Annotated in this window: 18 protein-coding genes; 5 read left to right on the top strand and 13 right to left on the bottom strand. The window is 37.6% G+C overall.

Annotation, left to right across the window (positions count from 1 at the left end):
- Positions 1–22: 22 nt before the first annotated feature.
- Both mdcA and FGQ66_RS07390 read right to left on the bottom strand, forming a co-directional pair.
- Positions 23–1,669, bottom strand: coding sequence for a malonate decarboxylase subunit alpha (mdcA, locus tag FGQ66_RS07395; protein ID WP_081134176.1), 1,647 nt, complete (start codon positions 1,667–1,669; stop codon positions 23–25).
- Between the two features lie 5 nt (positions 1,670–1,674).
- On the bottom strand, positions 1,675–2,586 hold the full coding sequence (locus FGQ66_RS07390) for an ACP S-malonyltransferase (RefSeq protein ID WP_138302081.1): 912 nt from the start codon (positions 2,584–2,586) through the stop codon (positions 1,675–1,677).
- 118 nt (positions 2,587–2,704) lie between these two features.
- On the opposite strand from FGQ66_RS07390, the gene FGQ66_RS07385 reads away from it, so the two are divergent.
- The gene (locus tag FGQ66_RS07385) at positions 2,705–3,559 is read left to right on the top strand and encodes a LysR family transcriptional regulator (protein ID WP_081134175.1); all 855 of its coding nucleotides are present in this window, start codon (positions 2,705–2,707) and stop codon (positions 3,557–3,559) included.
- A gap of 84 nt (positions 3,560–3,643) precedes the next feature.
- Here FGQ66_RS07385 and FGQ66_RS07380 read toward each other — a convergent pair whose 3' ends face one another.
- The gene (locus tag FGQ66_RS07380) at positions 3,644–4,081 is read right to left on the bottom strand and encodes a hypothetical protein (protein WP_138302080.1); all 438 of its coding nucleotides are present in this window, start codon (positions 4,079–4,081) and stop codon (positions 3,644–3,646) included.
- A gap of 275 nt (positions 4,082–4,356) precedes the next feature.
- On the opposite strand from FGQ66_RS07380, the gene mafR reads away from it, so the two are divergent.
- Complete coding sequence (mafR, locus tag FGQ66_RS07375; RefSeq protein ID WP_138302079.1) at positions 4,357–5,802, top strand: global transcriptional activator MafR; 1,446 nt, start codon at positions 4,357–4,359, stop codon at positions 5,800–5,802.
- Between the two features lie 500 nt (positions 5,803–6,302).
- Here the strand turns inward: mafR and FGQ66_RS07370 are convergent, their stop codons facing one another.
- The 4 genes from FGQ66_RS07370 to tdc form a co-directional block, all read right to left on the bottom strand.
- Positions 6,303–8,831 (bottom strand): HAD-IC family P-type ATPase, encoded by a 2,529-nt coding sequence (locus FGQ66_RS07370; protein WP_138302078.1) that lies wholly within the window; start codon positions 8,829–8,831, stop codon positions 6,303–6,305.
- 158 nt (positions 8,832–8,989) lie between these two features.
- Positions 8,990–10,330: an amino acid permease gene (locus FGQ66_RS07365; protein ID WP_138302077.1), complete on the bottom strand. Its 1,341-nt coding sequence runs from the start codon at positions 10,328–10,330 to the stop codon at positions 8,990–8,992.
- Positions 10,331–10,346: 16 nt separating this feature from the next.
- Complete coding sequence (locus tag FGQ66_RS07360) at positions 10,347–11,777, bottom strand: amino acid permease (RefSeq protein WP_113846474.1); 1,431 nt, start codon at positions 11,775–11,777, stop codon at positions 10,347–10,349.
- 232 nt (positions 11,778–12,009) lie between these two features.
- A complete protein-coding gene (gene tdc / locus FGQ66_RS07355) occupies positions 12,010–13,842 on the bottom strand; it encodes a tyrosine decarboxylase (RefSeq protein WP_138302076.1) in 1,833 nt (610 codons plus the stop codon).
- A 492-nt stretch (positions 13,843–14,334) separates the two neighbouring features.
- Between tdc and FGQ66_RS07350 the strand changes: the two genes are divergently transcribed.
- Complete coding sequence (locus tag FGQ66_RS07350) at positions 14,335–15,756, top strand: DNA-binding protein (protein ID WP_138302075.1); 1,422 nt, start codon at positions 14,335–14,337, stop codon at positions 15,754–15,756.
- A gap of 331 nt (positions 15,757–16,087) precedes the next feature.
- On the opposite strand, the gene FGQ66_RS07340 is transcribed toward FGQ66_RS07350, so the two are convergent.
- From FGQ66_RS07340 to cas9, 6 genes are all read right to left on the bottom strand, one after another.
- Entirely contained in the window at positions 16,088–16,447 is a 360-nt protein-coding gene (locus FGQ66_RS07340) for a DUF1622 domain-containing protein (protein ID WP_081134167.1), read from the bottom strand.
- Entirely contained in the window at positions 16,437–16,808 is a 372-nt protein-coding gene (locus FGQ66_RS07335; RefSeq protein WP_113846477.1) for a DUF1622 domain-containing protein, read from the bottom strand. Before FGQ66_RS07335 ends, FGQ66_RS07340 begins: the two co-directional genes overlap by 11 nt.
- A gap of 519 nt (positions 16,809–17,327) precedes the next feature.
- Positions 17,328–17,972: a type II-A CRISPR-associated protein Csn2 gene (gene csn2 / locus FGQ66_RS07330; RefSeq protein WP_081134226.1), complete on the bottom strand. Its 645-nt coding sequence runs from the start codon at positions 17,970–17,972 to the stop codon at positions 17,328–17,330.
- Complete coding sequence (gene cas2, locus FGQ66_RS07325; RefSeq protein ID WP_005877885.1) at positions 17,962–18,306, bottom strand: CRISPR-associated endonuclease Cas2; 345 nt, start codon at positions 18,304–18,306, stop codon at positions 17,962–17,964. Before cas2 ends, csn2 begins: the two co-directional genes overlap by 11 nt.
- The gene (gene cas1, locus FGQ66_RS07320; protein ID WP_005877887.1) at positions 18,303–19,169 is read right to left on the bottom strand and encodes a type II CRISPR-associated endonuclease Cas1; all 867 of its coding nucleotides are present in this window, start codon (positions 19,167–19,169) and stop codon (positions 18,303–18,305) included. The genes cas2 and cas1 overlap by 4 nt, the downstream gene beginning before the upstream one ends.
- Entirely contained in the window at positions 19,151–23,155 is a 4,005-nt protein-coding gene (gene cas9 / locus FGQ66_RS07315) for a type II CRISPR RNA-guided endonuclease Cas9 (protein ID WP_138302073.1), read from the bottom strand. Before cas9 ends, cas1 begins: the two co-directional genes overlap by 19 nt.
- 673 nt (positions 23,156–23,828) lie before the next feature.
- Between cas9 and FGQ66_RS07310 the strand changes: the two genes are divergently transcribed.
- Positions 23,829–23,957, top strand: a complete 129-nt coding sequence (locus tag FGQ66_RS07310; RefSeq protein ID WP_005877894.1) for a hypothetical protein — start codon at positions 23,829–23,831, stop codon at positions 23,955–23,957.
- A gap of 54 nt (positions 23,958–24,011) precedes the next feature.
- Positions 24,012–25,706, top strand: coding sequence for an oleate hydratase (locus tag FGQ66_RS07305; RefSeq protein WP_005877895.1), 1,695 nt, complete (start codon positions 24,012–24,014; stop codon positions 25,704–25,706).
- Positions 25,707–25,852: the final 146 nt, after the last annotated feature.

The following is a 25,852-nucleotide window of genomic DNA, read 5'->3' as shown; positions in this document are numbered from 1 at the left end:
AAAATAGTACGACTCGTACTTTCTATGACCAAGTTCTGAATTTCATTGGAGGTTCATACAATCCATCTGACCATTCGATCAAATCATCGACTGTTTGAGCAGCTAACAATGAACGTTTTGCATCACTACGTTTGATTCCTAGATCTTCTGGTAATTTAACGATTCCAGCTGCACGTAATTGATCCAATGATTCTTTTGTGCTTGTCATACCTAATGGAGTAACGCCGCCGACAGCTGCAATGGCTGCTTGACGTTCTTCTTTTGTTTTTGCTTTATAAAGGTAAGCAATACCTTCTTCAGTAACGATATGTGTTGTATCTTCGCTATAGATCATGACTGGTGCATTTGCTAATCCTGCTTGTTTTTGAACAGCTAAAGCATCTAATTCTTCTACAAAGACAGGTTTTTTATTTGAGCCAAATGTTTCAACCATTTGAACAACCAATTTTTGACCTTTGCCTAGTGGATCGCTGTTGTCGCGTAATGATTGCCATGCTGGTGTAGAGTGACGACGTCCGCCAGGGTTATGTCCCATGTTTGGCGCACCACCGAAACCAGATAAACGACCTTTCGTAACAGTAGATGAATTTCCATCATAGTCTAATTGAAGAGTTGATCCAATGAACATATCGATCGCGTATTGACCAGCTGCTTGAGACAGCGTACGGTTACTACGCATTGAGCCATCTTTACCAACGAAGAACACGTCTGGACGAGCAGCGATATATTTTTCCATCCCTACTTCGCCACCGAAACTGTGGATACTTTCGACCCAACCAGATTCGATTGCTGGAATAATTGTTGGATGTGGATTCAATACCCAGTTTTTAGCAATTTTTCCTTTTAATCCAAGAGATTCGCCGTAAGTTGGCAACAATAGTTCAATTGCTGCTGTATTGAAACCAATCCCATGGTTCAATGATTGTACGCCATGTTCAGCATAGATACCTTTGATTGCCATCATTGCCATCAAAATTTGTAATTCAGTGATGTTTTGAGGGTCACGAGTGAATAATGCTTCTAATTGATAAGGTTGATCTGCTTTAACAACAACATCGATCCAATCACCAGGAATATCAACGCGTGGTAATTCGTCAACGACTTCATTTACTTGAACGATAACGATTCCGTCTTTAAAAGCCGCAGCTTCAACGATTGTTGGTGTTTCTTCTGTATTGAAACCTGTATATAGATTACCGTCTTTATCTGCTTTGTCGGCAGCAACTAATACGACATTTGGAATCAAATCAATGAACAAACGTCCATAAAGTTCCAAGTACGTATGGATATCTCCTAATTTCATCGTGCCGTCTTCGATCATTTGTGCAACGCGTAGACTTTGTGCGCCTGCATAAGAAAAATCAATTTTACTTGCGATTCCTTTTTCAAAAACATTCAAATGTTCCGGTCTTGAAATACTAGACATGATCAAGTGAAGGTCATTCACTTTTTCTGCATCTACTTTTTCTAAACTTTCTGATAGGAAACTTGCTTGTTTTTGGTTGTCTCCTTCTAAGACAACTTTATCACCAGGTGTGATCAATGATTCTAGTACTTCAACGATCTTATCAGTTTCAACATATTTACCTTTTAGTAAATGACTGATGCTAGCTAATCGTTGCGCTTTTTTTTCACGCTTTGAAGCCCAATTACGTGTTGGTTTTTCCATAATATTCATCTCCATTTTTGATATAGAAACGTGGTGTCATCAACGCCATGTTGATCTAAATTAAGAGTTCGTATCCCTTGATCTACACCAAATCTTGCGTGAATCAACTTTGTTAAAGTATTGCCGGGTGGAAATTCAATCGTCAAATCCATTCCTAGCTCATGTGCAATCCCCATCATTTGGTTCCATTGAACAGGAAAAGCCAGGTTTTCAAGTAAATCTTTCCGGATCTCTTCTGCATCTTTCGTTGCTCGGCCATCGATATTTTTCAAATACAAACAGTCGGCATCTTTAACAGAAACGGTATCCATGTAAGGCTTGAATTTTTCAACGGTATCATTCATCAATACACAATGGGAAGGAACTGGGACCTTCAATAACTTCGCTGTTCGCGCTTGCTGTGTTTTCGCTGCGGCCAATGTTTTTTCTAAGCCAGTGATACTGCCAGAAATCGTATGTTGCAATGGGCAATTCTCATTTGAAAGATAAACTGGTTCATTTGGATCAAATGTTTCTGCAACGACTTTTTCCGCTTCACTTCTTGTTAGACCGACGATAACGCCCATCGCATAACCGCTTGGGTATGAAGTTTTCATCAAATTTGCTCGGTGATAAACAAGTTCGGCAGCATTTTCAAAGCTTAATGCTCCGCAAGCTACTGCTGCACTGAATGCTCCAATTGAATGTCCTGCTACAAGATCTGGCTTGATTCCTCGTTCTTTCATTTCATCAAGGTAATAAGCCGCTTTTGTTAGCAAAGCTAACTGGATAAAAATCGTATCCTGATAAGATGCTTCTTCATCTAGCAGTCGAAATCCAGTCACATTTTCAATACTGTCAATGTATTCAGTTGGCACATCTTTTAACATCCCAAGTGTTTGACTTCCCTGTCCCGGAAATAAAAATCCTGTACTCATGAATGTTCCTCCTTTGGCACTTACTTTTTCCTCTGTTATCATAGTAAAATTCTGCTATAATGAAAAATACCAAAAAAAGAAAAATCCATAACAAAAAGGTATGAATCGGGTGTAGGACATGAAATTACTTCATTTACAGTATTTTAAAAAGGTTTTTGAAACACAGAATGTCACACAAGCAGCAAAAGATTTATTTATTTCCCAACCAGCTTTAAGTAGGGCAATCAAACACCTTGAAAGTGAGTTAGGCGTTCCTTTGTTTTATCACAGCGGGCGTAATATCGAACCAACGATTTACGCAGAAGAGTTTTACCCTTACGCTGTCAAGACATTAGCCACTTTAGACGAAGGGATCAAATTGATTTCTTCTGTGAATGAAAAGATCATCACCTCCGTTATTCTCTACTTAGAAGTCGCTTCGGTCTCGATTCCGAATCTAGTAAAAATTTTTCAAGAAAAACATCCTACGATCCAATTAACGATCATGCAGCATCAGTTACCAGAAGATATCACTGATCCAGTTTTATATATCACTTCGGAAATAAAACCAGGTATGACAAACGTGCCGATCATGGAAGAGCCTGTTTATGTAGCGATCCCTAAAACACATCCATTAGCTAAAAAAGAAACTTTGCAGTTAGATGATATCCGCCGCACACCGATGCTGATGCTGTCTAAAAATAATGCCTTTCGCCATACATTAGACGTCGCTCTCGAAGCAAAAAATATTGAATTAACGATCAGTTCATCGACTGATGATCCCGCTACCCTTCGCTCCATTCTTAGACAAGGATTAGCGATTAGTTTCTTTCCCAAAATTTCTTGGTCTTATGATGAGAACGATCCATTTGTTTTGAGAGAGATCGAAGACTTACCACTCAGTAGAACGATTTACCTTTCCACGACATTCACAAAAGATCATCCTTTGACTAAAATGATTTCGAAAACATTGAAGGAATTCTATTTAAATTAATTAAAAAAACGAAGCAGCAAGAAAAAATTCTTTGCTACTTCGTTTTTATGGTTTATTTTGTCGATCGTACTCGTAGATTTCCGACTATCGCTCATTGATGAAAAAACAGACACCTTTTCTCTGAGTAATCATCTTTCTAGCATGTCTCGCTTTTCTTTTATTTTCTATTTCTTCTAATTCTTGGGATTTTGTTGACCACTCCAACTGATAGCAACGAGAAAAATAAAGAGCATTCCACATCCTTGTTATCTCTATAGTAGCTTGAGCTGACAGTAATTCGCGTTCCTGCGCCTGATTCACTGCTACTGCCAAACTAGCCACCGCATCAGATGTACATTCACTTAAACTAGACATGTGATTCCACACGTCATTCTCTTTTTCATCAGCCACTTTGACTTTTTTTCGATCATAAATGACCCCTTCGATATGGCTGGAACTCTTTTGTCTTTCTTTTATTAGACTGTTTGCTTTTATGTAATTGAAAGATTGTTGCAAATCTGGCGTAATAGGTATATTTTTCATTTTCTCCCCCCTGAACATAGAATAAATCATTTACCAGAATCCATGAAAACTATTTTTCCCAAATAATAGAAACTTTATTTTTATTAAAATAACAAAGATCCTAATCAAAAAAGCAAGCGATGAAATTTTCTTTCTTCTTTATTGTTAAAGGATATCACTAGTTTTTTACTTTCCTTTCTTTTTTCCTTATACTTAAGAAAAGCTATTTTTTATAAAGTAAAGAAACAAAACAATAATTAATCCATGTCTTGTTTATAGGCAAAAAGGAGAGCCTTATGTATTCTTTGATGAAAAAAATTATTACTGAAAAAGACATCCAGCGTCAGGTCACCCTACTCGAACTGCTGTTGAACCACCCAAAAATCACAGTCAATGAACTAGCCAATGAAGCAGATACGACAGAAAGAACCGTATTTTCCGATCTGCAAATGATCCGAACTCAACTTCCAGAAGGTTGGGTGATCGATAGTGATCAAGCCGGTATCCACTTAAACCATCAACCAAATTTATTGGCCAACGATCTATGGGAAATCTTTTTGCGGCAATCCATCAGTGTCCAACTTTTAAAAGAACTATTGGTGAATAAACAAGTAAGAATCCCTTCTTTTCTAAATAACAATGGTCTGTCCTATGAAACGCTAAAAAGGCATGTGAAAAAATTGAACCTCTCGTTAAGCCCTTACCATTTGCAGATCAAGTTGACACGTCACACGGCGGAAATCACCGGCAAGGAACAAACCATTCGCCTTTTTTATCATCGGTTACTTTTGCCATTCACCCATAATGGTTATTTTTTCGAAGATTTTTCTGTACATGAATCGCATTATTTTCGTTTTTTAAAGCAGATCGACCAGACTGATTTAGCAGTAGAAACAGAAGAGATCTTTGGTGTCTGTTGGTTTTTCATTAATACGATTCGTATAAAAGCAAATAGTCGAATGGCAACATATAGCCTATCACCGACTGATCCGTTGTTTCTCCTTTATCTCTCTGATCTACAGACATTATACGAAAATGAAGGAGTTTATTTAAAAAATGAAGAAGCCGTTTTTGCCTTTTCTTGTTTTTTGGATAGTTGGAATTACAATAACAACTATACAACTAAAATTACTAACACTTTATCAAGTTATCCTTTTTCAACAAGTATCCAAGCGTTTGTTCAGGAACTTTCAGATCATTTATCACTGTCTTCTTTACGGGATACAAAATTAAGTCATAATTTGATTTTGATGTTATTGAAATATCATGAATCACCGTTACTTATGGAACAACTCCAGTCACAATATCATTATTTCGTGGAAGAATATGAAACTAACTATACCGACTTGTATCCTTACAAAGTACGTTTGCTTGAAAAAATAAAAACACCCGCTCTTCCAATCAATGATGAAACCTATTTTTTCTATCTATTATCCTTACTAACACAGCAAGCACTCCTAGCCGTCAAACCGAATCAGGTAATCGTCTATTTTCTATTTCAAGGAGAACCCTCATGGAAAGCATTCTTGCAACAGGAATTAAATGCCTCCTTTGGAAAAAGAGTACAAGTAAAACCAATAGAATACAGTCAACTCGCAGAAATAAAATTCAATAAAAATGATTTATTCGTCTCAAATATCCCAATAGAAGCACCACCAATAGAAGTAATCTACCTCTCAACCATCCCAACAAAAAACGAACTAGACCGCCTCTACAAGAAGACAAAAAGAAGTTATGTATAAAGGTTGTGAAAGAAGCGCCCAGCTCCGAGCAAATAAGAACTAGATTTTTAAAATAGCTTCCCATATTTTGAAAATCTAGGCCTTATTGTTGAGGAGTTGCTTCTTGAACACCGTGAATAAGGTTGTGAAAAGACCGTTCAGCTCCGCTGACAATAAGAATGGATTTTTCGAAACAGCTCTCCATGTTTTGAAAAATCCAGACTTATTTCAAGAAGTTGGTCTTTGAACACCGTGTATAAAGGTTGTGAAAAGAGCGCTTTGACCTGAGCAATAAGGAAGAAAATCTCGAAATAGCTTCCCATATTTTGAGATTTTTTGACTTATTGTTGAAGGTCAGCTCTTTGAACACCGTAGATAAGGTTGTGAAAAGGCTGGTCTGCATCAAGCAATAAGAATGGATTTTTTGAAACAGTTTCTCATGTTTTGAAAAATCCAGACTTATTTCAAGGAGTTGGTCTTCGATAAGTTAGATGTTCCACAAAATCTTTTCCATGGATAATTTATTCTCTCATTTTGATCATTTTCTTACTAACTATCTTCTCTACCTCAACGATTATAAATAACATGATGATATTTAATAAGATTGGTAGTTGCTGTTGTAGTGAAAGACTGGTTGTACCAATCAAGTGTTGCATGAAGGGAAGATAAACGACCGCTGCCTGTAGGATGAAAAGGATTCCTAAAGAAATGAACAATGCTTTGTTTTTCAGCATTCTTTTATTCAAGGAAGCATCTACTAATTCTCGGCAATTGATCATATATACTGCTTGCGCGCCGACGATATTTTGTAAAAGCATGGTTTGCTGTAACGCTTGTCCCTCAAAGCGCATTGCCAGAAAGTAAGCTGGGATCATGATCAGCAAGGAGACATAAAAGATTCGAAAAACATTGTACCTCGTGAGAATTCCTTGCTTTGGATCTCTAGGTGGTCTTGTCATCGTATCTTTCCCTGCCTGTTCGAATCCTAATGCGTAGGATAACGTGATCGTCGTGACCATATTTACCCAGAGAATTTGTACAGGCGTCAACGGTAGTGGTTGGTTAGCCAACAGTGCCCAGATAATGATCAATCCTTGTGCTAAAGCTGTTGGTAAGAAGAAGTTGATCGTCTTTTGCAGATTGTCTAAAATTCTCCGTCCTTCTTTGACTGCTTTGGCAATCGTATGGAAATTATCATCTCCCAAAACCATATCTGCTGCTTGTTTACTGACTTCACTACCCTTGATTCCCATAGCGATCCCGACATCTGCTCTCTTCAACGCTGGAGCGTCATTGACTCCATCACCTGTCATCCCAACGATTTCCTCATTCTTTTGTAGCGCCTCAACGATCCGAAGTTTATGCTCTGGTGTCGTTCTGGCAAAGACATCCACTGTTTGGACTTTCTCTGCTAATCCTTCCGCCGATAACTGATCCAAGTCGATTCCTTCTAATACAGTAGTGGTATGTTTCAACCCAATCTGCTCTGCAATAGCTTTTGCCGTGTCTTTGTGATCACCTGTGATCATTTTGACCGAAATTCCTGCAGTTTGACATTCCTTGACAGCCTTGATTGCACTTTCTTTAGGCGGATCAATGATGCCAGCGATCCCGACAAACGTTAATTGCTCTAACGCTCCATGTGTTAATGGCTGCTCATTCGGTACCACCTTATAAGCAAACCCAAGTACACGTTGCCCTTTCTGTGCTAAAGCTTTTGCTTTTTCTTGCCATTCTTTTAACTTTTCAGTCGTTAAGTCTGCTTTAGCCAGTAATACTTCCGGTGCTCCTTTGACATAAATGACTTTCCCATCTTGGTGTTCGTGCATCGTAGCCATGTACTTGTAACTGGAGCTAAAAGGCAGTTTTCCGTGTAACTTTTCCAAAGAAACTTCTGCATTTTCAGCATAGCGCAACAGCGCTAACTCTGTCGGATTCCCGTTTAACTCTGCTACACGTTGATCTGCTTTTGTTTGTGCTTCCTGACAATTTTTCATGATCGCAAGCATTTTTTCTTTCTCATCTGTTAAAGTCTCTACAACACTCATCTCGTTCTTTGTTAAGGTTCCTGTTTTATCCGAACAAATCACGGTCATTGAGCCGAGAGTTTCAACTGATGGTAACCCTTTGATGATTGCTTGCTCCTTCGCCATTTCATTCACACCCAATGAAAGGATCATCGTCAACACCGCTGGCAAACCTTCTGGGATCATTGACACGATCAAAGCAATGATCGTAGAAAAGAGAAAATTCAATTCCAATCCGTAGCGGAATGTTGTGAAGAAAATCAGGAATAGGCTCAAGAAAATGATTCCGCGAAAAATCTGCTTATTCAACTGATGGATTTTCCTGACAAGCGGCGTGGTCTGTTGTTCTACCGTTTGTAGTGCTTGGTTGATCTTACCGATTTCTGTTGAGTTGGCTGTTTCAACCACTACGCCAATTGCTGACCCCGTTTGTACTAACGTTCCTGAAAACGCCATGTTCACTTGGTCACCAGTAGCAACCGTCTTTTTGATCGTTGCACTCGTTTTTTCGATAGCTTCCGATTCCCCTGTCAAAGCAGCTTCTTCTACCATGAAGTCATGGACCTCAATCAGTCGAATATCTGCAGGAACGACATCGCCAGCTTTTAAAGCGATAATGTCTCCGATGATCAGTTCTTTGGCCTCAACCAGTTCTTTGATGCCTTCCGTAAAGATCACAGCTTCTTGCCCCATCATCTCTTTTAATCCATTTAGTGATTCTTCTGCTTTACGTTCCTGCCAGTAGCCCACAAAACTATTCACGACGACTACAGATAAAATGATGCTTCCTTCGATCACATCGCCTGTGAAAAATTTCAAAAGAGCCGCAATCAATAGTATGATCATCAGCAAATCGGTAAAGTGCTTGAAAAATTTCCTTAAAGGATGAACTTTCTTTTTGACTTCGATTTGATTGTACCCATATTTCGCTAAGCGTTTCGTCCGTTCTTCTTGTCCTAATCCATCTTGGGTTGTCTGAAGTGTCTGCATCACCTGGTCAACTGTTTCTTTATACCACATCATGGCAATCCCTCCTGTTTCGATTTGATACTTTTATTATACGTAGGAGAGCCATGGATGAACGGCGATTATTTCAGAGACCCCTGAAATAAATAATTTTAGAGGAGTTGCTTCTGCTCCCACCGTTTATTCGTTTTTAAAGAATGAGACAAAAGTATTTCTTACTTTTGTCCCACGCTCATTTCTTTTTTATGGCTGACGTGGATTCTTCTATACATCAGATTCAAGCCAATAAACCAACCAAGAGAAATCAATGGAATCATTCGGGTAGCTGATTCAAAAAACAGACTCAATCCCACCATAAGGAAGAAAAGAAACGTTATTTTATCTCGATTTTTTTGTAGCAGATTGATTGGCAATTTAAGATGGGCACAAAGAATCGAAGACCAAACAAATAAAAAGCAAACTGTAGTCATCCCAGCTAATAATTGAAATAACATGCGACTATCTGCAACAAAAAAGTGTAGACACAACCCTAGCAAGAACATACCACCTGTAAATAAAATGCCATGTAGCGGTACACTGCGGGAAGAAATAAATAAAAACCATTTGGATAGATTTTTTTCTTTTGCCGTATTATATAAGATACGACTTGTACTGTAGATTGCACTATTCGTGGAGGATAAGGAAGCCACCAAGATGATAAAATTGATCATTCCCGCACCTTTGCTCCAATGGACCATTTGAAGCATTGTGACCAATGGACTTTCTTTTAAATCAAGATTTTGCCAAGGGACAACCAATAAAATCGCTACGATCGTTCCAATATAGAAAAAGAGAATGCGTGCAGGTAAACATTTGATTGCTTTTTTCAAATTTTCTTGTGGGTCGCTTGTTTCCCCTACTGTCAATCCAATCATCTCCACACCGGCAAAGCTAAATAATACCATTGGAAAAGAAGTAGCGATTCCTGTCAGCCCAAATGGGAAAAAGGAATGAATCGTCCCGAAATTCTCTTTGACTCCAATATGAGGTGTCTGAAAATGCCAGATGCTGATGCCGATACCCAACAAAATAAATAGGAAGATCCCAAAAATCTTTATCGTAGAAAAAAATGATTCTAATTCGCCAAACCAGCGAACAGCAACAATATTGACTACGACCAACGCACTAAGAACAAGGATTCCGCTAAGTAATGGTGAACTGTCAGGAAACCAAAAGCGAATATACAATCCTATCGCCGTTAATTCCGTCAACCCTGCTGCCATCCAACATAACCAATACGTCCAATTGACAAAAAAAGCCCAACGGTCACCCAGATAGTAATGAATGAAATCACCGATTGATTGAAAGTCGCTATTTGTTAAAAATAGATCACCCATTGCGTGCATCAAACTATAAATAGCAATTCCACAAATAAAATAAGTGAGTAAGACAGCCGGTCCAGCCAATCGGATTGCTTTAGCAGAACCTAAAAATAATCCTGTACCGATCGCACCTCCTAGCGCAATCATTTGGATATTTCGATTCGTTAAAGCTTTCTTCATTGTTGTTCGTTCCATCTTACTCACCTTTTCTTTATTCTTTGTTCAATTTGTCAGTTACTTCTTGCTCCCATGATGGTTTTCTGATTTTTTCGATACCTAAAGGTGCAAAAAATAAGACAAGGCTGATCACAGTCACTGCAATCAAGTTGATCAATGTGCCTGCTTTCATCGTCAATCCCACAGAAAATACAATCGCTGCAAACAAGATAAGGACAACGATCCAAGCACCTAGATTGCTATTGCTTCCTTTCTTGCCAATTCTAAATGGTCGTTTGTATTCAGGATGAGCCTGTCTTAATTTCAAGATAGCGATCCCCATGATCACATAGACGATACAATAGATAACTGTGGTTGAATTGACTAACATCAAGAAAGCTTGATTGACTCCAGGAATCAATAGATAAAACAATGCAAAAATCGAAATAATTGTTGATTGAGTTAAAATCACTGATTTTGAAACATCAAATTGATTCGTTTTCCAAAAGTTGAATTTTGGTGGGTAAGCTCCTTTTCTGGCACTTGCGGTAACTGTTTTCGCAGGTCCCGAAGCCCAAGCAGACAACTGTACAGCAACTCCGACAAAAACAAGCAGACTGAAAATATTCACGATGATATGTGGTAACCCCAAGATTTGACAATAGATGGAGATAGATTGAGCAATATTGTTTAATTCCATTTGTCCTTTTGGTACCACATTCGCTACAACTAGCGCATTTAGCGTATTCACCAAAAACAAGAAAATCAAAGCAGCAAAAATCCCGCGAATATAAGTTTTCACTGGATTTTTAAGACGAGTAATATAAACAGAAGACATTTCTATCCCAGTAAAAATAAACATGATTGGTGCAAAATAAACAAATGAGCTAGCTGTTTTCGCATCAGGAATCAATTTTTCCCATGAGAAACTTCCTAATGTGCCATGTGGTAAAATACCCACCTTGATCCAAGTAATGATGCCTAATAGAAGCATCATCGCTAAAGGAATATATAGTCCTAGCCAGACACCAATCTTTCCGCCGATCTTTGCCATATCGAATTTCAAATTCAATAAGGTAACGATCCAATAAACAACTAAGATCACAACTAACGTAAACTTGCTATTCAACCCAAGTGGCACGTTGTCAATGATATTTCCAAATAATGGCGCAAGAGCAGAAGCAACCATCACCATTCCAGGAAACATTTGGACCCATAGAAGCCAAGAAACAACAAAGCCCCATTTTCTTCCTAAAGAATTAGATACCCACAACTCTGGCCCACCATTTTGTGGAAACATCCCAGCAAACTCTCCAGAGATCAATGAAATCGGAAACGCATAGAATAATACCGCCACAAGCATGTAAAACAACATCGTCCAGCCAGTCGCAGCCACATCTGGTATATTTCGGACACTAGCAACAAGCGCACAAGTCATCCCAATAAAGGTCAGCGTGGTAATTTGTTTGGATTTTGAATCCGCCATTTTATTTTTCCTTCTTTCTATCACAGACAAATAAACCGTCTAGCTTTCTGAATGCCACAGGGGGAATGAGATCATAGCAACAAGTACGCTTTTTATATCAGTCAAAATACACGTGCAATTTTGAAAAATAAATATTGACGTTTTTCTTATGGATACTTACTTTTATGAACTCCTGTGGACAAGCTGGGGAAGTGTCTTTCATTCATTGCTAGACGGTTCACGATTCATTTTCTTATAGTAATTTGTTCAATTTCTTTTCAATGGCTTTTGTGATCGCATCTGTATAAAATTTAAAAATCTTATCATCATTCAAATACGGCGTCATGATTGCGGCTCTCAACAAAGTCACTTGTTGTTCTTTTTGCCATTCCTCTTTTGAGAGTCCTAGGCTTTCAATAAATTTCACTGGCGAATCACCATAATCCGCTTTTGTAAAGGTCGTATGTGAAGTAATAAAGCGTTCATCATACACATCTCCATCCATATAAGAAGAGACATCAAACATTTTTTCATTCAAGTCGTTGATCTTCTTCAAATCTGTGCAATCTTGGACTTTGAATACCCAGTCGACCATGTTGAAATCAGGATGATTCAATGGATGAACTTCGATTGTTTTCCCTTTGACTGTAAAGCTTAATTGACCTAAGAATTCTCTGAAACGTTGCGCTGCTTCAATCGATGCACCAATCAATTGCCCATATCCAGTCACATTCAACGGTAAGACCCGATGAGCTGTCCAGACTGCGGCGGCTGTTGCTCCAGCTTTTGATCCTTCTAGAATATATGCACCTAACATATCGGGCGCTTTGACTGATTTTTCAAAAACATAAGGAGCAAAATAAGAAATGATGTTCCGCATGTTTTTATGTTTGATGACGATACCGCCAGCTGCATAAGGAACATACCCCATCTTATGAGGATCGATCGTCACAGAGTCCGCTTCAGTGATTGCCTTAAAGCCATCATAAACACTTTTATCGATTTTCACTTGATGATGAAATACTTGATGTTCCTCGAAGAACTCAGTCAATGATTCATAAGGAACAAATTCACCTGCTTCATTCAAGAATAAGGAACGAGCATAACCACCATACGCTGCATCGACATGGAGATAGAAATAGATTCCTTCTCCTCGTAATTTTTCACGTAATTCTACGATTTTATCAACGCTGTCAACTTGCCCTTCTTCTGTCGTTCCAACAACAGCTACGACACCAAGAATAGGGATTTTTTGTTCTGCTAACTCGCGGATCGTTTTTTCTAATACCGCCACATCCATGCGATAATCTTCTTGTACTGGGATAGCGATCATTTGATCTAGTCCTACTCCACAAATATCTAGAGCCTTCATCCATGAATAATGTTTGGTTTGTGGCACTAGCCATTTACCTAATTCTTGGATATGTTTTCCGCTACGAGAAGACGCAGCCTTCACTGCATCCAACTCTTCATCTGTAAATGTTTCGATCATTTCGAGTATTTCTTCAACAGAAAGATTCAATAATTCCCATTCTGTCTTATTCTCAACTTTTTCTGGGAAGACTTCTTTCACGGCTAATGGAATTGATTTGATGCAACGTGCGTACCACAGACCTTCTAAATTGGCAATCGATCCATCCGCTGTAATATGGCCCCAACCATCTGTCATATTGAATAATTCGGCAAAGTCTTGACCAACCTCTGCTTCCATTTGTGAGGTAGCCATTGAAGATTCTAAGGCAACGTTATTAGGATTCCAAAGCATGGCATAATTATAAGCTAGTAAGGAAGGCATCAACGTTTCTGCATTCATTTGCCCCCAATAACGACCGGCAGAATGCCAAGGAATCGAACCAGCACGCATCCGTTCACTGACTTCATCTAACACTGTCATCATTCGTTCTCGGGTGGCGATGTATCGTGGAGCCAATTTATCTTCCTCGCTGATTGCAGGAAGATCACCAGGAAGGTAGTTTTCTCTCCATCCAAGATGTTCATCAACCATCTTGTTCAATAACATTTTGTAAACTGCACCATTTTCTGCTTTGTCGCCAATAAAGACGGCTTTGATATCCATATCTTTCATGTTTCATTACCTCCATTTTTTTCGTTGGCCAACGTGTTGCAACTGCAGATGTTTCGTGCATCTGTATCACACAACTGACTATAGACCCAAAAAATGAGATAATTTTTTTTATAACAAGTTAAAAAACAGGCTGATTTCTAAAAAAAAGAAATAAAGTTAGATTTTTCTGAATTTTCTTTGCGCAAAACCGAACATTTCAATCCTATAAATGTCACCAATTACTTCTACAATAAAAGCAAATCATTTTAAAAATGAACAATAAAAGTCATTCTTATCATTTCATTCGCATCTCCATCTATTCTATTATGCATTTGTTTAATTTTCACATTCATTTTTTCTCTATATTTTTTTATTATTTCATTTTTTATAACAAAAAAAGCCTTAAAAAAGCGAATAAAAAGACATTTCAGAAAAATATTCATGTTTTCACTTTCGAAACATGGCATAATTAATATGCATTTGCTCAATTATTTACAATGTGGAGGAGTCTTAATGATTGAAGCCTATTTAGAAAAAAACATTTTACGTCAATTGTTTCTTTGCGGCCAATTCTACACAACGAAAGAAATCGACTTGGATACGACCTCAAAATTATTACGAGTCTGCAAAACAACTTTATTGAACGATATCAAAGCATTGAAAAAAGAATTAGCACCAGATGTGATCTATGCAACAAGAGATAAAGATCATTATTCTTTATATTTCACGCCAGATGTTCCACGATTCCATTTGATGCAGCAACTAGCTCGCCCTTCTTTATTTCTAAAAACAGTCCAGTTGTATTTAGAAGAAGAGCCAGACTATATCCAATTAACAGAAGTAGAATTTGTTTCTGTCAGCAAAGCCTATTCATTAAAAAAGCAAGTTCTTGACTATTTTTCCGATTGCGGAATCAAGATCGAACATTGTTCGCCAAAATTTACAGAAATCGAACGCAGATTGTTGCTCCTGAATGTCGCTTATCGAACAGGCATCCTAAAAGTACCTGCTTTACCGCCAGATTATTGGGACGAAGTCGAAACTTTTATTAACTCTTTAACAACGAAATGCGGTCGGATCTATGATAAAGAAAATCGGGAAATTCTACGTATGGGGCTTGTAGTTAGTTATATCAGTCAGCGTACTTGGCCTCTATCGACGAATGCTCATTTCATCGAAGAAATCCAAAAGCGCCCGATCTATGCTTATGTAAAAGAGATATGGGAAAAAACGAATCTCAAAAATCATTATGTACCCGATGAATTCTATTTTGTCTTAGTGCTATTCAACTTATGTGATTACGGTTTTGATTCTTATGAAGCAATCGAAGAAGATTTCTGCCAATTACATCAAGTCTTTATTGAAGATAGTCAGGAAATCAAAGAGTTGATCCACCGATTTGAAACTCATTTCGATTACCCCTTTCTTGGAAATAAAGCATTCGAGCGTGCATTGATCCGCTTGATGCGCTCTACTTGGGACAACTATCAATTATTTATGCCAGAAAAATTTTATCTTTTATCAGAGGACCAACAACGATTATTGGCAGAGGTACTTCCTTTATTTCAACAATGGCAAGCACGATTACCTTATGATCTAAGAATCAATAATAATAGTTTGGATGCATTTATTATTGAACTAAGTGGCATTTTACGTCTCGACAAATCTCGCTTTCATATCTATATTGTCACTAACTCAGATGTTCGCTATTTGATTTATCGCGAGGCTTTGGAAAAAGTAACTACCTGTATCCTTCATGTAGAACCCACTATCTATAATCAACTTACCGAAGAGTTGAAAACACTCGCAACAAAAGAAAATACCAAGATTTTGTGTGAACGTACACTTTATACACCAGATGCTATCCCTTTTTCCGGTATCATTCCTGTTTCTGTCGATACCATTGAAAAAGCGATCGTCTTAGCTGTAAAGTGATATTTCAAGCCTTGGTTTAAGATGTCCACTATTGCCTATTTATTTCAGTAACAAGTCTCGCCCAATATCTCAAGGCATAAAAAGAGAGGTTGGGACAGAAGTGTTTAACTCCGAGAAATAAGCCGAAATTAACGAAAATTGCTTTTCAAATTTTTGTTAATTTCGGCTTATTTAAGAAGGAGTTGCTTCTGCTCCCAACGTTTATTCGTTTTTAAAGAGTGGGATAAAAGTGTTTCTTACTTTTGTCCCACTCTCTTCGGTCTATTTTTCGAAGTATTTACTTCAACTGCTCCATTGGATTTAGAGGAAATGAGAACAATTTTCCCCTTACTTATTGTGTTTCTACTGAACCAATTTCTTTATTCAAGAAATACGAAATGACTGTTCGGATAACCACCAATGCCGCCAATTGAAAGATATCCTGCAATGTCGGTTTGATGATCGACTCAATGATCCCAGCTGAAATCAGGATTTCCAGGCTTAAGAGAATGTAGCCACCCAGCATCTTCTTGATCGCATTATTTTGAAAGATTCGTTCTTCTTTCGCCATTTTTTTATCTAATGAGAAAAAGATAAAATCTTTCAATGCCAACCACGCCCCCCATAAAAGAAGCCCGATCGCAAATAGATCGATCAGTAGTACTAACCACTCCAAATAAGGAGCCAATCCATCGATCATCTCAGCTTTCATCTGTCATCCCCGCCTTCGCTCGTTGTTGTTCTTCAATCTCTAAATTCAAGAAATACGAAATGATCGTACGGATCAAAATAATCAAAGCAAGTTTTAAAATATCTGTCCAAGTTGGTTTGATGACAGATTCAATGATATCTGCCACCACTAAAACTTCTAAACTTAATAAAATATAACTAGCCAACAATTTGCGAATCTCTGCATTGCGACTATTTCGCTGTCCATAATCTTTCTTCAAAGTCCGCCAATCAAACAACGTTTTTAATACTAAAAAAACACCGACCACTAAAATAATGATCGAAGCAAGATTTAAAATCGTCATCAGCCAATCCAAGCAAACCATCAACGTTGAATCAAACATATCCCCAACCACCCTTCTCCTTTATGTTACTAACAGAAAGCATCGCCGTCCAATTATATGAAAAAAAGAATAAACAACCCCTCGGTCATCTATTCTTCATCCTCTAGACATTCAAATAACATAGCTCTAAAACACACCCACTGTAGCAATCAATCCTAGCTCTGTTTTGGAAGCATTCAAAACAACATAGCTCTAAAACTTATAATCGTCTATAGCAACGTCTAAACGAGTTTTGGAAGCATTCAAAACAACATAGCTCTAAAACGCTTAACTGCGTGCTTGTTTCAAGTCTAGGGTTTTGGAAGCATTCAAAACAACATAGCTCTAAAACAATAATATTTTTAAATTAGGTAATACATTTGTTTTGGAAGCATTCAAAACAACATAGCTCTAAAACCTCGCAGAAAATTTTTTCTACGTGATTTATCACCGAACTACTCGTCCATAGCAAAACTTTCGTCTTGAATGCTGAATGACTGCTTCAAGTCATTCGTTCTTAAGTTCATTTTAGCATAGTTTTTATGTCAAAAAATAGTCTTTATCTAAAACCTTTTGAGGGACTCCCTCAATTTTACGTGGTTCAAGAAATAAAACATCCATGTTGTACAAAGAGATGTAATTTTGTATCTCCAATAGCTCCTTTAACGTAAAATAAGCGCATGTATTGACGAAAACTAGTAATTTCTTTTTAGATAGATATTTGTATACTTGCAATATCTCCAATATTTTCTCAAAGATGGTATCACTGTGCGTTTCAATTTTTACACCAAGTGCTTTAAACAGCTCTAATACCGTGATTTCATCACTTTCCAAATCCAATTCATGATCCAATAGCTCGTAGTCGATCAATTCGCTGATCGTAGTGGTCAATTTGTCGATCATGGATTTTACTTCAACTTTTTCATTCAACTGTTGCTCCAGATCCGCATAGATCAATTTTAAAACTGGTGCTGAATTTACATCGAATCCTAAAATATCCGTCACGACCATTATTTCTGTTGCTTTCAATTTTTGATACTGGTCGTTGAATAATTTCAACTCTCCTTCTTCATATCTATAAAGACATTTAGTGAGATTGGCAAATACTGCTACATCTTCAATAACGAAGAATGTGCCTTTTTCAATTTTTACTGGTTGATCCAGTATTGGAAAATTAAGATTCATCATCTGCATCCTCCCCAAGAAACACCACACGCTGATCAGAATTAGCTGTACTAACATCCCTCACGCCATTCAAATAAACCATTCGTGCAAATTGTTTTTCCGTAACCGTCAATAACGTGATCAATCCCTTTTTAGGATTATTGGTTCTTAATCGTCCCAACATTGCTTTGTTCGCAGTATCATTCAGCAACAACTTACTGTATACAGAGAACTGGTGCATAATAAACCCTTCACTTAACAAAAATTTTCTAAACCTTCGATAAGCTTTACGGTCGTCACTGGTATCAGTGGGCATGTCAAACATCAATATCATTCTCATATAGCGATAGCTCATATCCTAAATTGAGGAACTCCTTTCAGATCATTGTTTAACACCTTGACTACCTTGTTAGTATAATCAGCCACGATGTTGGTCAAAAACATTTCCTTCTTACCATACAGATACTTTTCCGAGAACAAATCAAACAATCTTCTTTTGATAATCGGAAATTCTTTTTCTCGATACGCAAATACGATTTGATCCACTAAAGGGCGAAACGGTTCCATCAAATCACTTGCGAGATTAAAATCATTGAACTGATTGGCATGCTTCAAGCCAAATTGTGTCATACAACCATTCTTAACGATTTCCCTTGCAAATAGGCTCATTAGTAGAGTATAGCCGTAGTTTAAGCTAGCATTTAATTCTGTAGCGGACTCCCGCGAAAACTTAGTACCAAACAATGTTTGAAAATAGATTCTCGCTGAATGTCCTTCCCGATTTGTGGGATCGAATATTTCTAACCCATTTTTTAAAGTTGATAAAGCTTCCGCTTTTTCATGAAAGCCATTTGCTTGCAAAAGGTTATACTGGTTTTGAATCTTTTGCGCAATGATGTCTGTCCAAACAGTTCCTTTTAACTCTGGCGTCCATTGAATTTGCTTTGGCAGTTGCAAACTGCTGTCATGTCTTCCATAAAATGGCAGCAGTTTCGCCGTTGGTAGTCGTTTATCATCACAGAAGATCACTAAGATTTTTTCATCCATCAGGCGTTTCACCAACATCGTCGTCAATGTGATATCGGTTGTTTCTAACACTAAAATGTCGATTTCCGAAAGATGGATCTTCTCGATTTTTTGTGCATTTTTAAAAATCAAATGATTGTTCGTATAGGTCAACTTCGAATGCGTATTGATGATTACTGTTCGCCATCCCATAGAGTCGCCATCCTTGTCCTAGTTTCTCGTAGTCCAGTAATTGATTGATAGATAATCGTTGATTCCCATATTTCTGTTAAACTTGGATATCGTTTTCTCGGAATGATCACATCAAAAAACTTGAAATCTGCAGGAGCCCCCATCGCATTTAACTGCATGAGATTGATAAAGGATTGCGATAGACTTTGAACAGTTGATTCTTGGTTTTGCTCAAATAATTCAGCGATTTTTTCTGTATTTTTAGCAGCTATCGTATATCTGTTCGAAAAATCGATTACCTGATCTAGGATCTCACGAAATTCAGAGAGATGATCGTTTACATAGTCAAAACTTTCTTTATGGGCGATTTCATCATAGTGTTGGGCATGGTAAAGCAATGTCACCAATTTTTCCGGTAAAATAAATGAATTGGCTTTTTGTGCTTCCTTGTGGCTAGCAACCATTCTTCGCCGTCCATTTTCTAATTCATATAATGTATACTTGGGCAATTTGATAAATTTGGTAACATTTGAGTATCCTTTGTTACTTAAAAAGCCAATTGGGTCTTGTTCAAATAAGGACTGCTCCATGATAGTGATTCCTTCGATTGCTTTTGCTTTTTTGCGTGCCTTTCCTTTTTCGTAAATAAACGCAACTGCATAAGCCACCACTGGACTGCCAAATCCACCATATTTCGAAACATCCCAGCCATTTTTCCTTTGGATCAGTTTATCTGGTTTTCCTTTCGGGTTTACCGTTTCTTTATAAAAACCACCTGTTTGTACTTCGACTTTTTTGACGATATTGACTTGATGTGAGCTGATAACCTTTTTGATCTGGGGAATATGTCTTGCTTTATCCCAGAAAATCTCGCCATTTTCATCATAAGAGTATTCTTCTTTTTCAAAAAATCTTAGAATATTCGAGTAAAATTCTTTTTTCGCTGTTGCTTTATTTTCTGTTGCCAAATTGAATTTAGAATAATTTCCATACACAAATTCAGGTTCAAGTTTTGGATATTTTTTGAGTAACGCAATTGCTACTACCCCATTCAAATATGCATCGTGTGCATGGTGATGGTTGTTGATTTCTCGCACTTTATGGATGCCAAAAGTTTTTCGAAACTGACTGACTAAGGATGATTTTAGGGTGATGATCCGAATACCTTTATCCTTGCTTTCTTCTGGTTGATTGAAGTATTGATCCAAAATAGCAGCAACATGCTTAGTGATCTGTCTCGTTTCCACTAATTGCCGTTGAATAAATCGCGCCTTGTCTTCAGGTGTCAACTCCAGTTTAGTCAAATAAGCGAATTTTCTTTCACTGATCAAATTGGCTCTCAATAATTTTTCCCAGTACCTTCTCATGCGAATAACGACTTTTTCACCTGGAACATCATCCATTTTCAAGCGATTTTCTTTAGAGGATACCAATACTTTATTATCGATCGAGTTATCCACGATAAAGCTTCTTGGAACGATGTGATCGATATCGTATTCCGAAAGTCGATCAATATCTAAGGCTTCTCCTGTATACATATCTTTACCGTTTTGCAAATAGTAAAGATATAAACGGTCTTTTTGAAGTGCCTGATTGTCTACGGGTTGCTCTTTTAATAGAGGGCTATCAAAGTTTTTTAATGCTTCTTCCAATGCTTTCAAGCGTGGTTTTGAACGATTCGTTCGTTGGTTCTCCCGAGCCATCTCAACTACGATATTTTTTGGGTTGTATCCAATGATTTCAATCAATTCTTCAACGATCTTAAGTGTTTGCCAGATACCTTTTTTGATTGCTGGGCTGCCTGGAAGCGCCTCGACCACTTCTAGTAATGACTGATTACCTGCCAAAGCCAGTTCGTTTGCTAATTCTTCTTTGAACGATAGACTGTCATCATTGATCAATTGCATAAAGTTGCGATTACGATTGTAAGGAAAATCATCATCATCGATCAGATAATCAAGGATCGTTTTATTCGTTTTTTTGTCTCTGATCCCATTGATCAATCGTTCAGACAAACGTCCCCAACCAGTGTAATGTTTCTTTACTAATTTTTTAAAGAATCCATCCCCCAAGACACTCTGATATTTTTCCAGTTGTGTTCGGATCATTTCACGATCTTCAAAAATAGTGAGTATCTTCACGATATCTTCGAACATTGCGTTCATTTCAGGCTGTTCTAGCAACTCTGCTACTCTTTCTGTATTGGGTTTTGCTAGATCCAAAAAATCATGGTATGTCGCATAGGAGGAATTGAATGCTTTATCAACCCCTAAAATTTCTGCATCTTCGATATTGTAGTTAGCAGAAAGAAACTGTTGTAGTTTCTTCACCGTTACTTTTCGTTGTTTTTGAAAAAGTTCTTTGAATATTTCACGTTTTTCTTTACTTGAAAATTGGTGTTTTATCCCTCGTTCATCCTTATAGGCTACCTTGGTTAGCTCATTGAATATAGTGTATTTTTGGTAAAGTATACTATGTTTAGGCAACACTTTTTCTGTTGGAAGGTACGTATCATAATTGATCATTCGTTGGATGAATTTCATTGCTGAAGCACTGTAATCAATCACTTCTGTTGCGTTCCATGGCGTTACTTTCTCAGGTGTTTTTCTTTCCAACCACGCAAATGAACTGGTTTCTTCACCTTGTGCCAAAGGACCTACATAGTAAGGAATGCGGAAAGTCAGCAAATGGATCATTTTATCACGTGCTTCTTCTAAAAACGGGTAGTATGGCTTTTGGCGTTCAATGATTGCCTTGAGTTCGGTTAAGTGTACTTGATGAGGAATGACACCATTCGCAGTCGTTCGTTGTTTCAATAAAAAATTTTCCTGATCGACTTTTTCCATGAAACGCTCGCTACCTACGATACCATTCAATTCTTTTTTGAGAAATTTATAAAAGTCCTCTTGCGTTGTTTTTCCATCAATATAGCCAGCGTAACCGTTTTTTGAACTGTCTTTGAAAAAAATTGCTGTTTTTTCAGGAAGGTTGGTCTTCACGAACTGTTTTAGTTCTTCTAAGTCTTTTTTATGGCTGTCATACCGCTCGATCATTCCCAATGATAATTTTGCTTTTGAGTTCTGTTTTTTCGTTGAGAGGATGTCTGAAAGTAAAATAGCGTCATATACCTTTTTTGCCTGAAGAAATACATCACGAAATTCTTCGCCACTTTTTTCTAAGAGACTTTCAAGCTCTTCTTCATAACTTTCTTTCGATAGTTGGATTTTAGCCTCTTCATCCAAGTCAAAAACTTGTTTGAAACTTCCTTGATTCCCCACGATCAATTTTAAGAATTGAGCAAGGCATCCATTCGTCTTTTCCGTAGGATAGTACTGAAGTATTTTCTCTACTTTTTTAGTTTTAGAAAGTTTTTCCGTCAGAATCACAGCAATACCTTCGTAGAAAGCACTGGCTTGTTCAAATTGTTCATTATAGATCTCAAGAAAGTCTTTAAATGTTTCTTCCACAGAAGTATTTTCTGTATCCAATTCTCCTTCAAATAAAAAATGTCCACGGTATTTGATGATATGTGCTAAAGCAAGATACACCAATCGGATGTCTGCTTTTTCCGTTGAATCAGCTAATTTCTGACGCAAGTGATAAATTGTTGGGTATGTTTGATAATACGATTTTTCTTCTGCCATTGTGGGGAAGATTGGAAAGCGAGTATACTGTTTGTCCTCTGGATTCAAAAAGCTTTCGTCCAATCGTACAAAAAAATTGGTATCTATTTTCAAGATTTCTTCTGCAAAGATTTTTTGCAATTCCAATATACGGTATCTTCTGCGCATCAATCTTCGGCGTGTTGTCCGTTTACTTCTTCTAGCCTCAGCTGTTTGTCCTTCGTCAAACAAACGTGCACCCCAAAAATTCTTTTTCACCTTTTTCTTCTCGGTATTTCCATGGATAGACATTTTCTTTGCCATCAAGCGATACTCATCTGTGATGACCGCCCAACCTACTGAATTCGTTCCAATGTCTAATCCTATCGTATAATCCTTTGCCATTCACTCTTCACCCTCTCATTTCTGATCAAAACTGCAAAAATTCTGATTACCCACTCTTGGAAGAATCCGCTCCTATATTTTTATTTCTATGTAAACTTTTGTGTTCTACCACTTGTAACCGCTCTAAATTTTGGTATAATGAAATTGTTGGTAGCATTCAAATCAACATAGCAAGTTAAAATAAGGCATTGTCCGTATCCAGCTTTGAAAGCAAGCACTGTTCTCGGTGCTTTTTTATTTTGTTCACCAATCATGACTTTTCAGATAATTTTATATTTATACTATAACACAAACAAATTTTATAATATTTGTTTTTTTTGCATTCAATAGATGAAATATCAAAGACCACGTACCTTTACTGGAATTAAACAACTTATGTTTTTTAACCTCTTTTCCCTCCTTCTTTTTATTTTAAAAAACACCTGAGATAAATAACGAATTGATCCTTTCGATGTACCTCTTCTTTTTTACTGATCCTATCTCCTATCCTGCTAGATTTTCTTCCCATTAAAAATGATTTTCCTTCCACACACTTTTTTTATTAAATTCAGACACAATGAACAATCTGTCAAAATCACCTAATTTCTCTTACCCTATCATTTGGCAATTTCTCCAAAAGAAACTATCCTTTTAGTTAGATAGACGTGACAAAAATTCAAAGGAGGATTTTCTTATGAGCAAAAAATTGATCAAAATCGGTGTTGGATTAGGTTTATTGGCATTAGGTGCTGTATATCTAGGAAAGAAAACTGGATTGCTCGAAGACGACAGCCATCTATACGATGAATACGAATCAATCTAACAAATCGAAGAAAGTCGTTAGTCCGTTCACTTGTAAAATACTGGAGGAATCACAATGAGAAAAAGTAAAGCAATTATGATTGGCGCAGGCATCGCCAATATGGCAGCTGCGGTTTATTTGATTCAAGAAGGAAAATGGAATGGTGATCAGATTACGTTTTATTCTTTAGATGATCATGGTTCAAATGATGGCGCTCCAACCGACACTGTCACAGATGAATACTGGAATAAAAATCATCCCTTAGAAAATCAAAAAGGTTATGTCGCTCGTGGTGGACGAATGTTGAACTATCGAACTTATGTGGATCTGATGGATCTATTAAGTCGCATTCCTTCTGCAACGGAACCAGGCATGACTGCGGCAGAAGATACTAGAGATTTTGATGCAAAACATCGGACATTTGACAAAGCACGTTTGATGGAAGGTGGAAAAGGAATCATTGATGGCGGAAAACTTGGTTTCAATAACAAAGACCGTTTGTTATTAACAAAATTGATCGCTATGCCTGATTCAGAAGAAGAAAAATTGGACAATGTGACAATCGAAGAATATTTCAAAGATGACCCCCATTTCTTTGAAACTAACTTCTGGTTCATGTGGGAAACAACATTTGCTTTCCGTACTCGTAGCTCTGCTCAAGAACTCCGTCGCTACATGCACCAAATGATCTATGAATTTACTCAAATCGAGCATCTGGTCGGCGTAAACCGGACTCGCTATAACCAATATGAAAGCATCATGTTACCACTCATCAATTATTTAAAAGCTCAAGGATGTCAAATCATTTTAAATCGTCGTGTGACGGATTGGGAGTTCAAAGAAACACCTATGCAAGATGAAATTACCGTTACAGGATTGAAAATGATCAATACCCTTACCGATGAAGAAGAATATGTAGCAGTCGATAGCGATACAGCTGTTCTTTTCACAAACGGTTCAATCACTGACTCCGCAACACTGGGTGACTATGAAACCCCCGCTGTTGAAAATATGGATTACGGTGCAGCTTCTAGCTTATGGAAAAAAGCAAGCGAACGTTTCTATAATGTAGGAAACCCCGATAAATTTTTCGCAGATCGTGATGCAAGTGAATGGGTCAGCTTCACTTTGACAACAAAGGATCATTTATTATTGAATGAAATCACTCGAATCACTACGCAAGTTCCAGGTAATGCCTTGAATTCCTTTATCTCTACCACACCGATCACACCATTAGGTCAAAAAGACGTCAATATGTCGATCGTTGTGCATCATCAACCACACTTCACTTCACAAAAACCAAATGAAACTGTCATTTGGGGATACTTCTTATACCCAAGACGCCGTGGAGAATTTGTGGATAAACAATATATCAAGATGAATGGGAAAGAAATGTTGGAAGAATTGATCGGCCAACTATCCAAAGTCGATCCTGGTCCAGAAAATATTCGCACAAAAGAAAAAGAAATCTTTGCTAGTGTCGTCAACAATATCCCAGTATATATGCCATACGCGTCTGCTTTATTCAACAATCGAGCAAAAAGCGACCGTCCAAAAGTCATTCCACAACATTCAACAAACTTAGCATTCACTGGTGAATTCGTTGAACAACCTTATCAAATGATCTTTACGGAACAAAGCGCTGTCCGTTCCGGAGAAATAGCAGCCTTCCACTTTGCCGGAATCCCAATGTCCCGTTTAGTCAAAACCCCACGTTACGACAAAGACATTCCAACGCTTATGCGTGCGGCAAAGAAAATGTTTGACTAAGGTTGTGAAAAGAGCGTTTTGCCCCGAGCCCTAGTAAGAAAAAATGGAAAATTGCTCCTCATATTTTGCATTTTTTTGAACTAGGGCCGAGGGGGTGCTCTTTGAACACCGTCTATTCGGGTTATGAAAACATGTTTCACTAAATC

This window comes from Enterococcus sp. BSD2780061688st2 D3 (assembly GCF_005844145.1).
In the GTDB taxonomy this organism is placed as follows: Bacteria; Bacillota; Bacilli; order Lactobacillales; family Enterococcaceae; genus Enterococcus_B; species Enterococcus_B durans.
Note: the sequence above shows the minus strand (reverse complement) of the source record. Positions and strands in the feature narration are given on the sequence as shown.

What these genes read in the sequence shown, in the direction of transcription:
- FGQ66_RS07370 (WP_138302078.1), bottom strand. Translation starts at nt 8,831, where the DNA reads ATGATGTGGTATAAAGAAACAGTTGACCAGGTGATGCAGACACTTCAG.
- cas9 (WP_138302073.1), bottom strand. Translation starts at nt 23,155, where the DNA reads ATGGCAAAGGATTATACGATAGGATTAGACATTGGAACGAATTCAGTA.
- FGQ66_RS07360 (WP_113846474.1), bottom strand. Translation starts at nt 11,777, where the DNA reads ATGGCGGATTCAAAATCCAAACAAATTACCACGCTGACCTTTATTGGG.
- mdcA (WP_081134176.1), bottom strand. Translation starts at nt 1,669, where the DNA reads ATGGAAAAACCAACACGTAATTGGGCTTCAAAGCGTGAAAAAAAAGCG.
- mafR (WP_138302079.1), top strand. Translation starts at nt 4,357, where the DNA reads ATGTATTCTTTGATGAAAAAAATTATTACTGAAAAAGACATCCAGCGT.
- FGQ66_RS07350 (WP_138302075.1), top strand. Translation starts at nt 14,335, where the DNA reads ATGATTGAAGCCTATTTAGAAAAAAACATTTTACGTCAATTGTTTCTT.
- FGQ66_RS07380 (WP_138302080.1), bottom strand. Translation starts at nt 4,081, where the DNA reads ATGAAAAATATACCTATTACGCCAGATTTGCAACAATCTTTCAATTAC.
- FGQ66_RS07365 (WP_138302077.1), bottom strand. Translation starts at nt 10,330, where the DNA reads ATGGAACGAACAACAATGAAGAAAGCTTTAACGAATCGAAATATCCAA.
- FGQ66_RS07385 (WP_081134175.1), top strand. Translation starts at nt 2,705, where the DNA reads ATGAAATTACTTCATTTACAGTATTTTAAAAAGGTTTTTGAAACACAG.
- FGQ66_RS07310 (WP_005877894.1), top strand. Translation starts at nt 23,829, where the DNA reads ATGAGCAAAAAATTGATCAAAATCGGTGTTGGATTAGGTTTATTGGCA.
- csn2 (WP_081134226.1), bottom strand. Translation starts at nt 17,972, where the DNA reads ATGAATCTTAATTTTCCAATACTGGATCAACCAGTAAAAATTGAAAAA.
- FGQ66_RS07305 (WP_005877895.1), top strand. Translation starts at nt 24,012, where the DNA reads ATGAGAAAAAGTAAAGCAATTATGATTGGCGCAGGCATCGCCAATATG.
- cas2 (WP_005877885.1), bottom strand. Translation starts at nt 18,306, where the DNA reads ATGAGCTATCGCTATATGAGAATGATATTGATGTTTGACATGCCCACT.
- FGQ66_RS07340 (WP_081134167.1), bottom strand. Translation starts at nt 16,447, where the DNA reads ATGAAAGCTGAGATGATCGATGGATTGGCTCCTTATTTGGAGTGGTTA.
- FGQ66_RS07335 (WP_113846477.1), bottom strand. Translation starts at nt 16,808, where the DNA reads ATGTTTGATTCAACGTTGATGGTTTGCTTGGATTGGCTGATGACGATT.
- tdc (WP_138302076.1), bottom strand. Translation starts at nt 13,842, where the DNA reads ATGAAAGATATGGATATCAAAGCCGTCTTTATTGGCGACAAAGCAGAA.
- cas1 (WP_005877887.1), bottom strand. Translation starts at nt 19,169, where the DNA reads ATGGGATGGCGAACAGTAATCATCAATACGCATTCGAAGTTGACCTAT.
- FGQ66_RS07390 (WP_138302081.1), bottom strand. Translation starts at nt 2,586, where the DNA reads ATGAGTACAGGATTTTTATTTCCGGGACAGGGAAGTCAAACACTTGGG.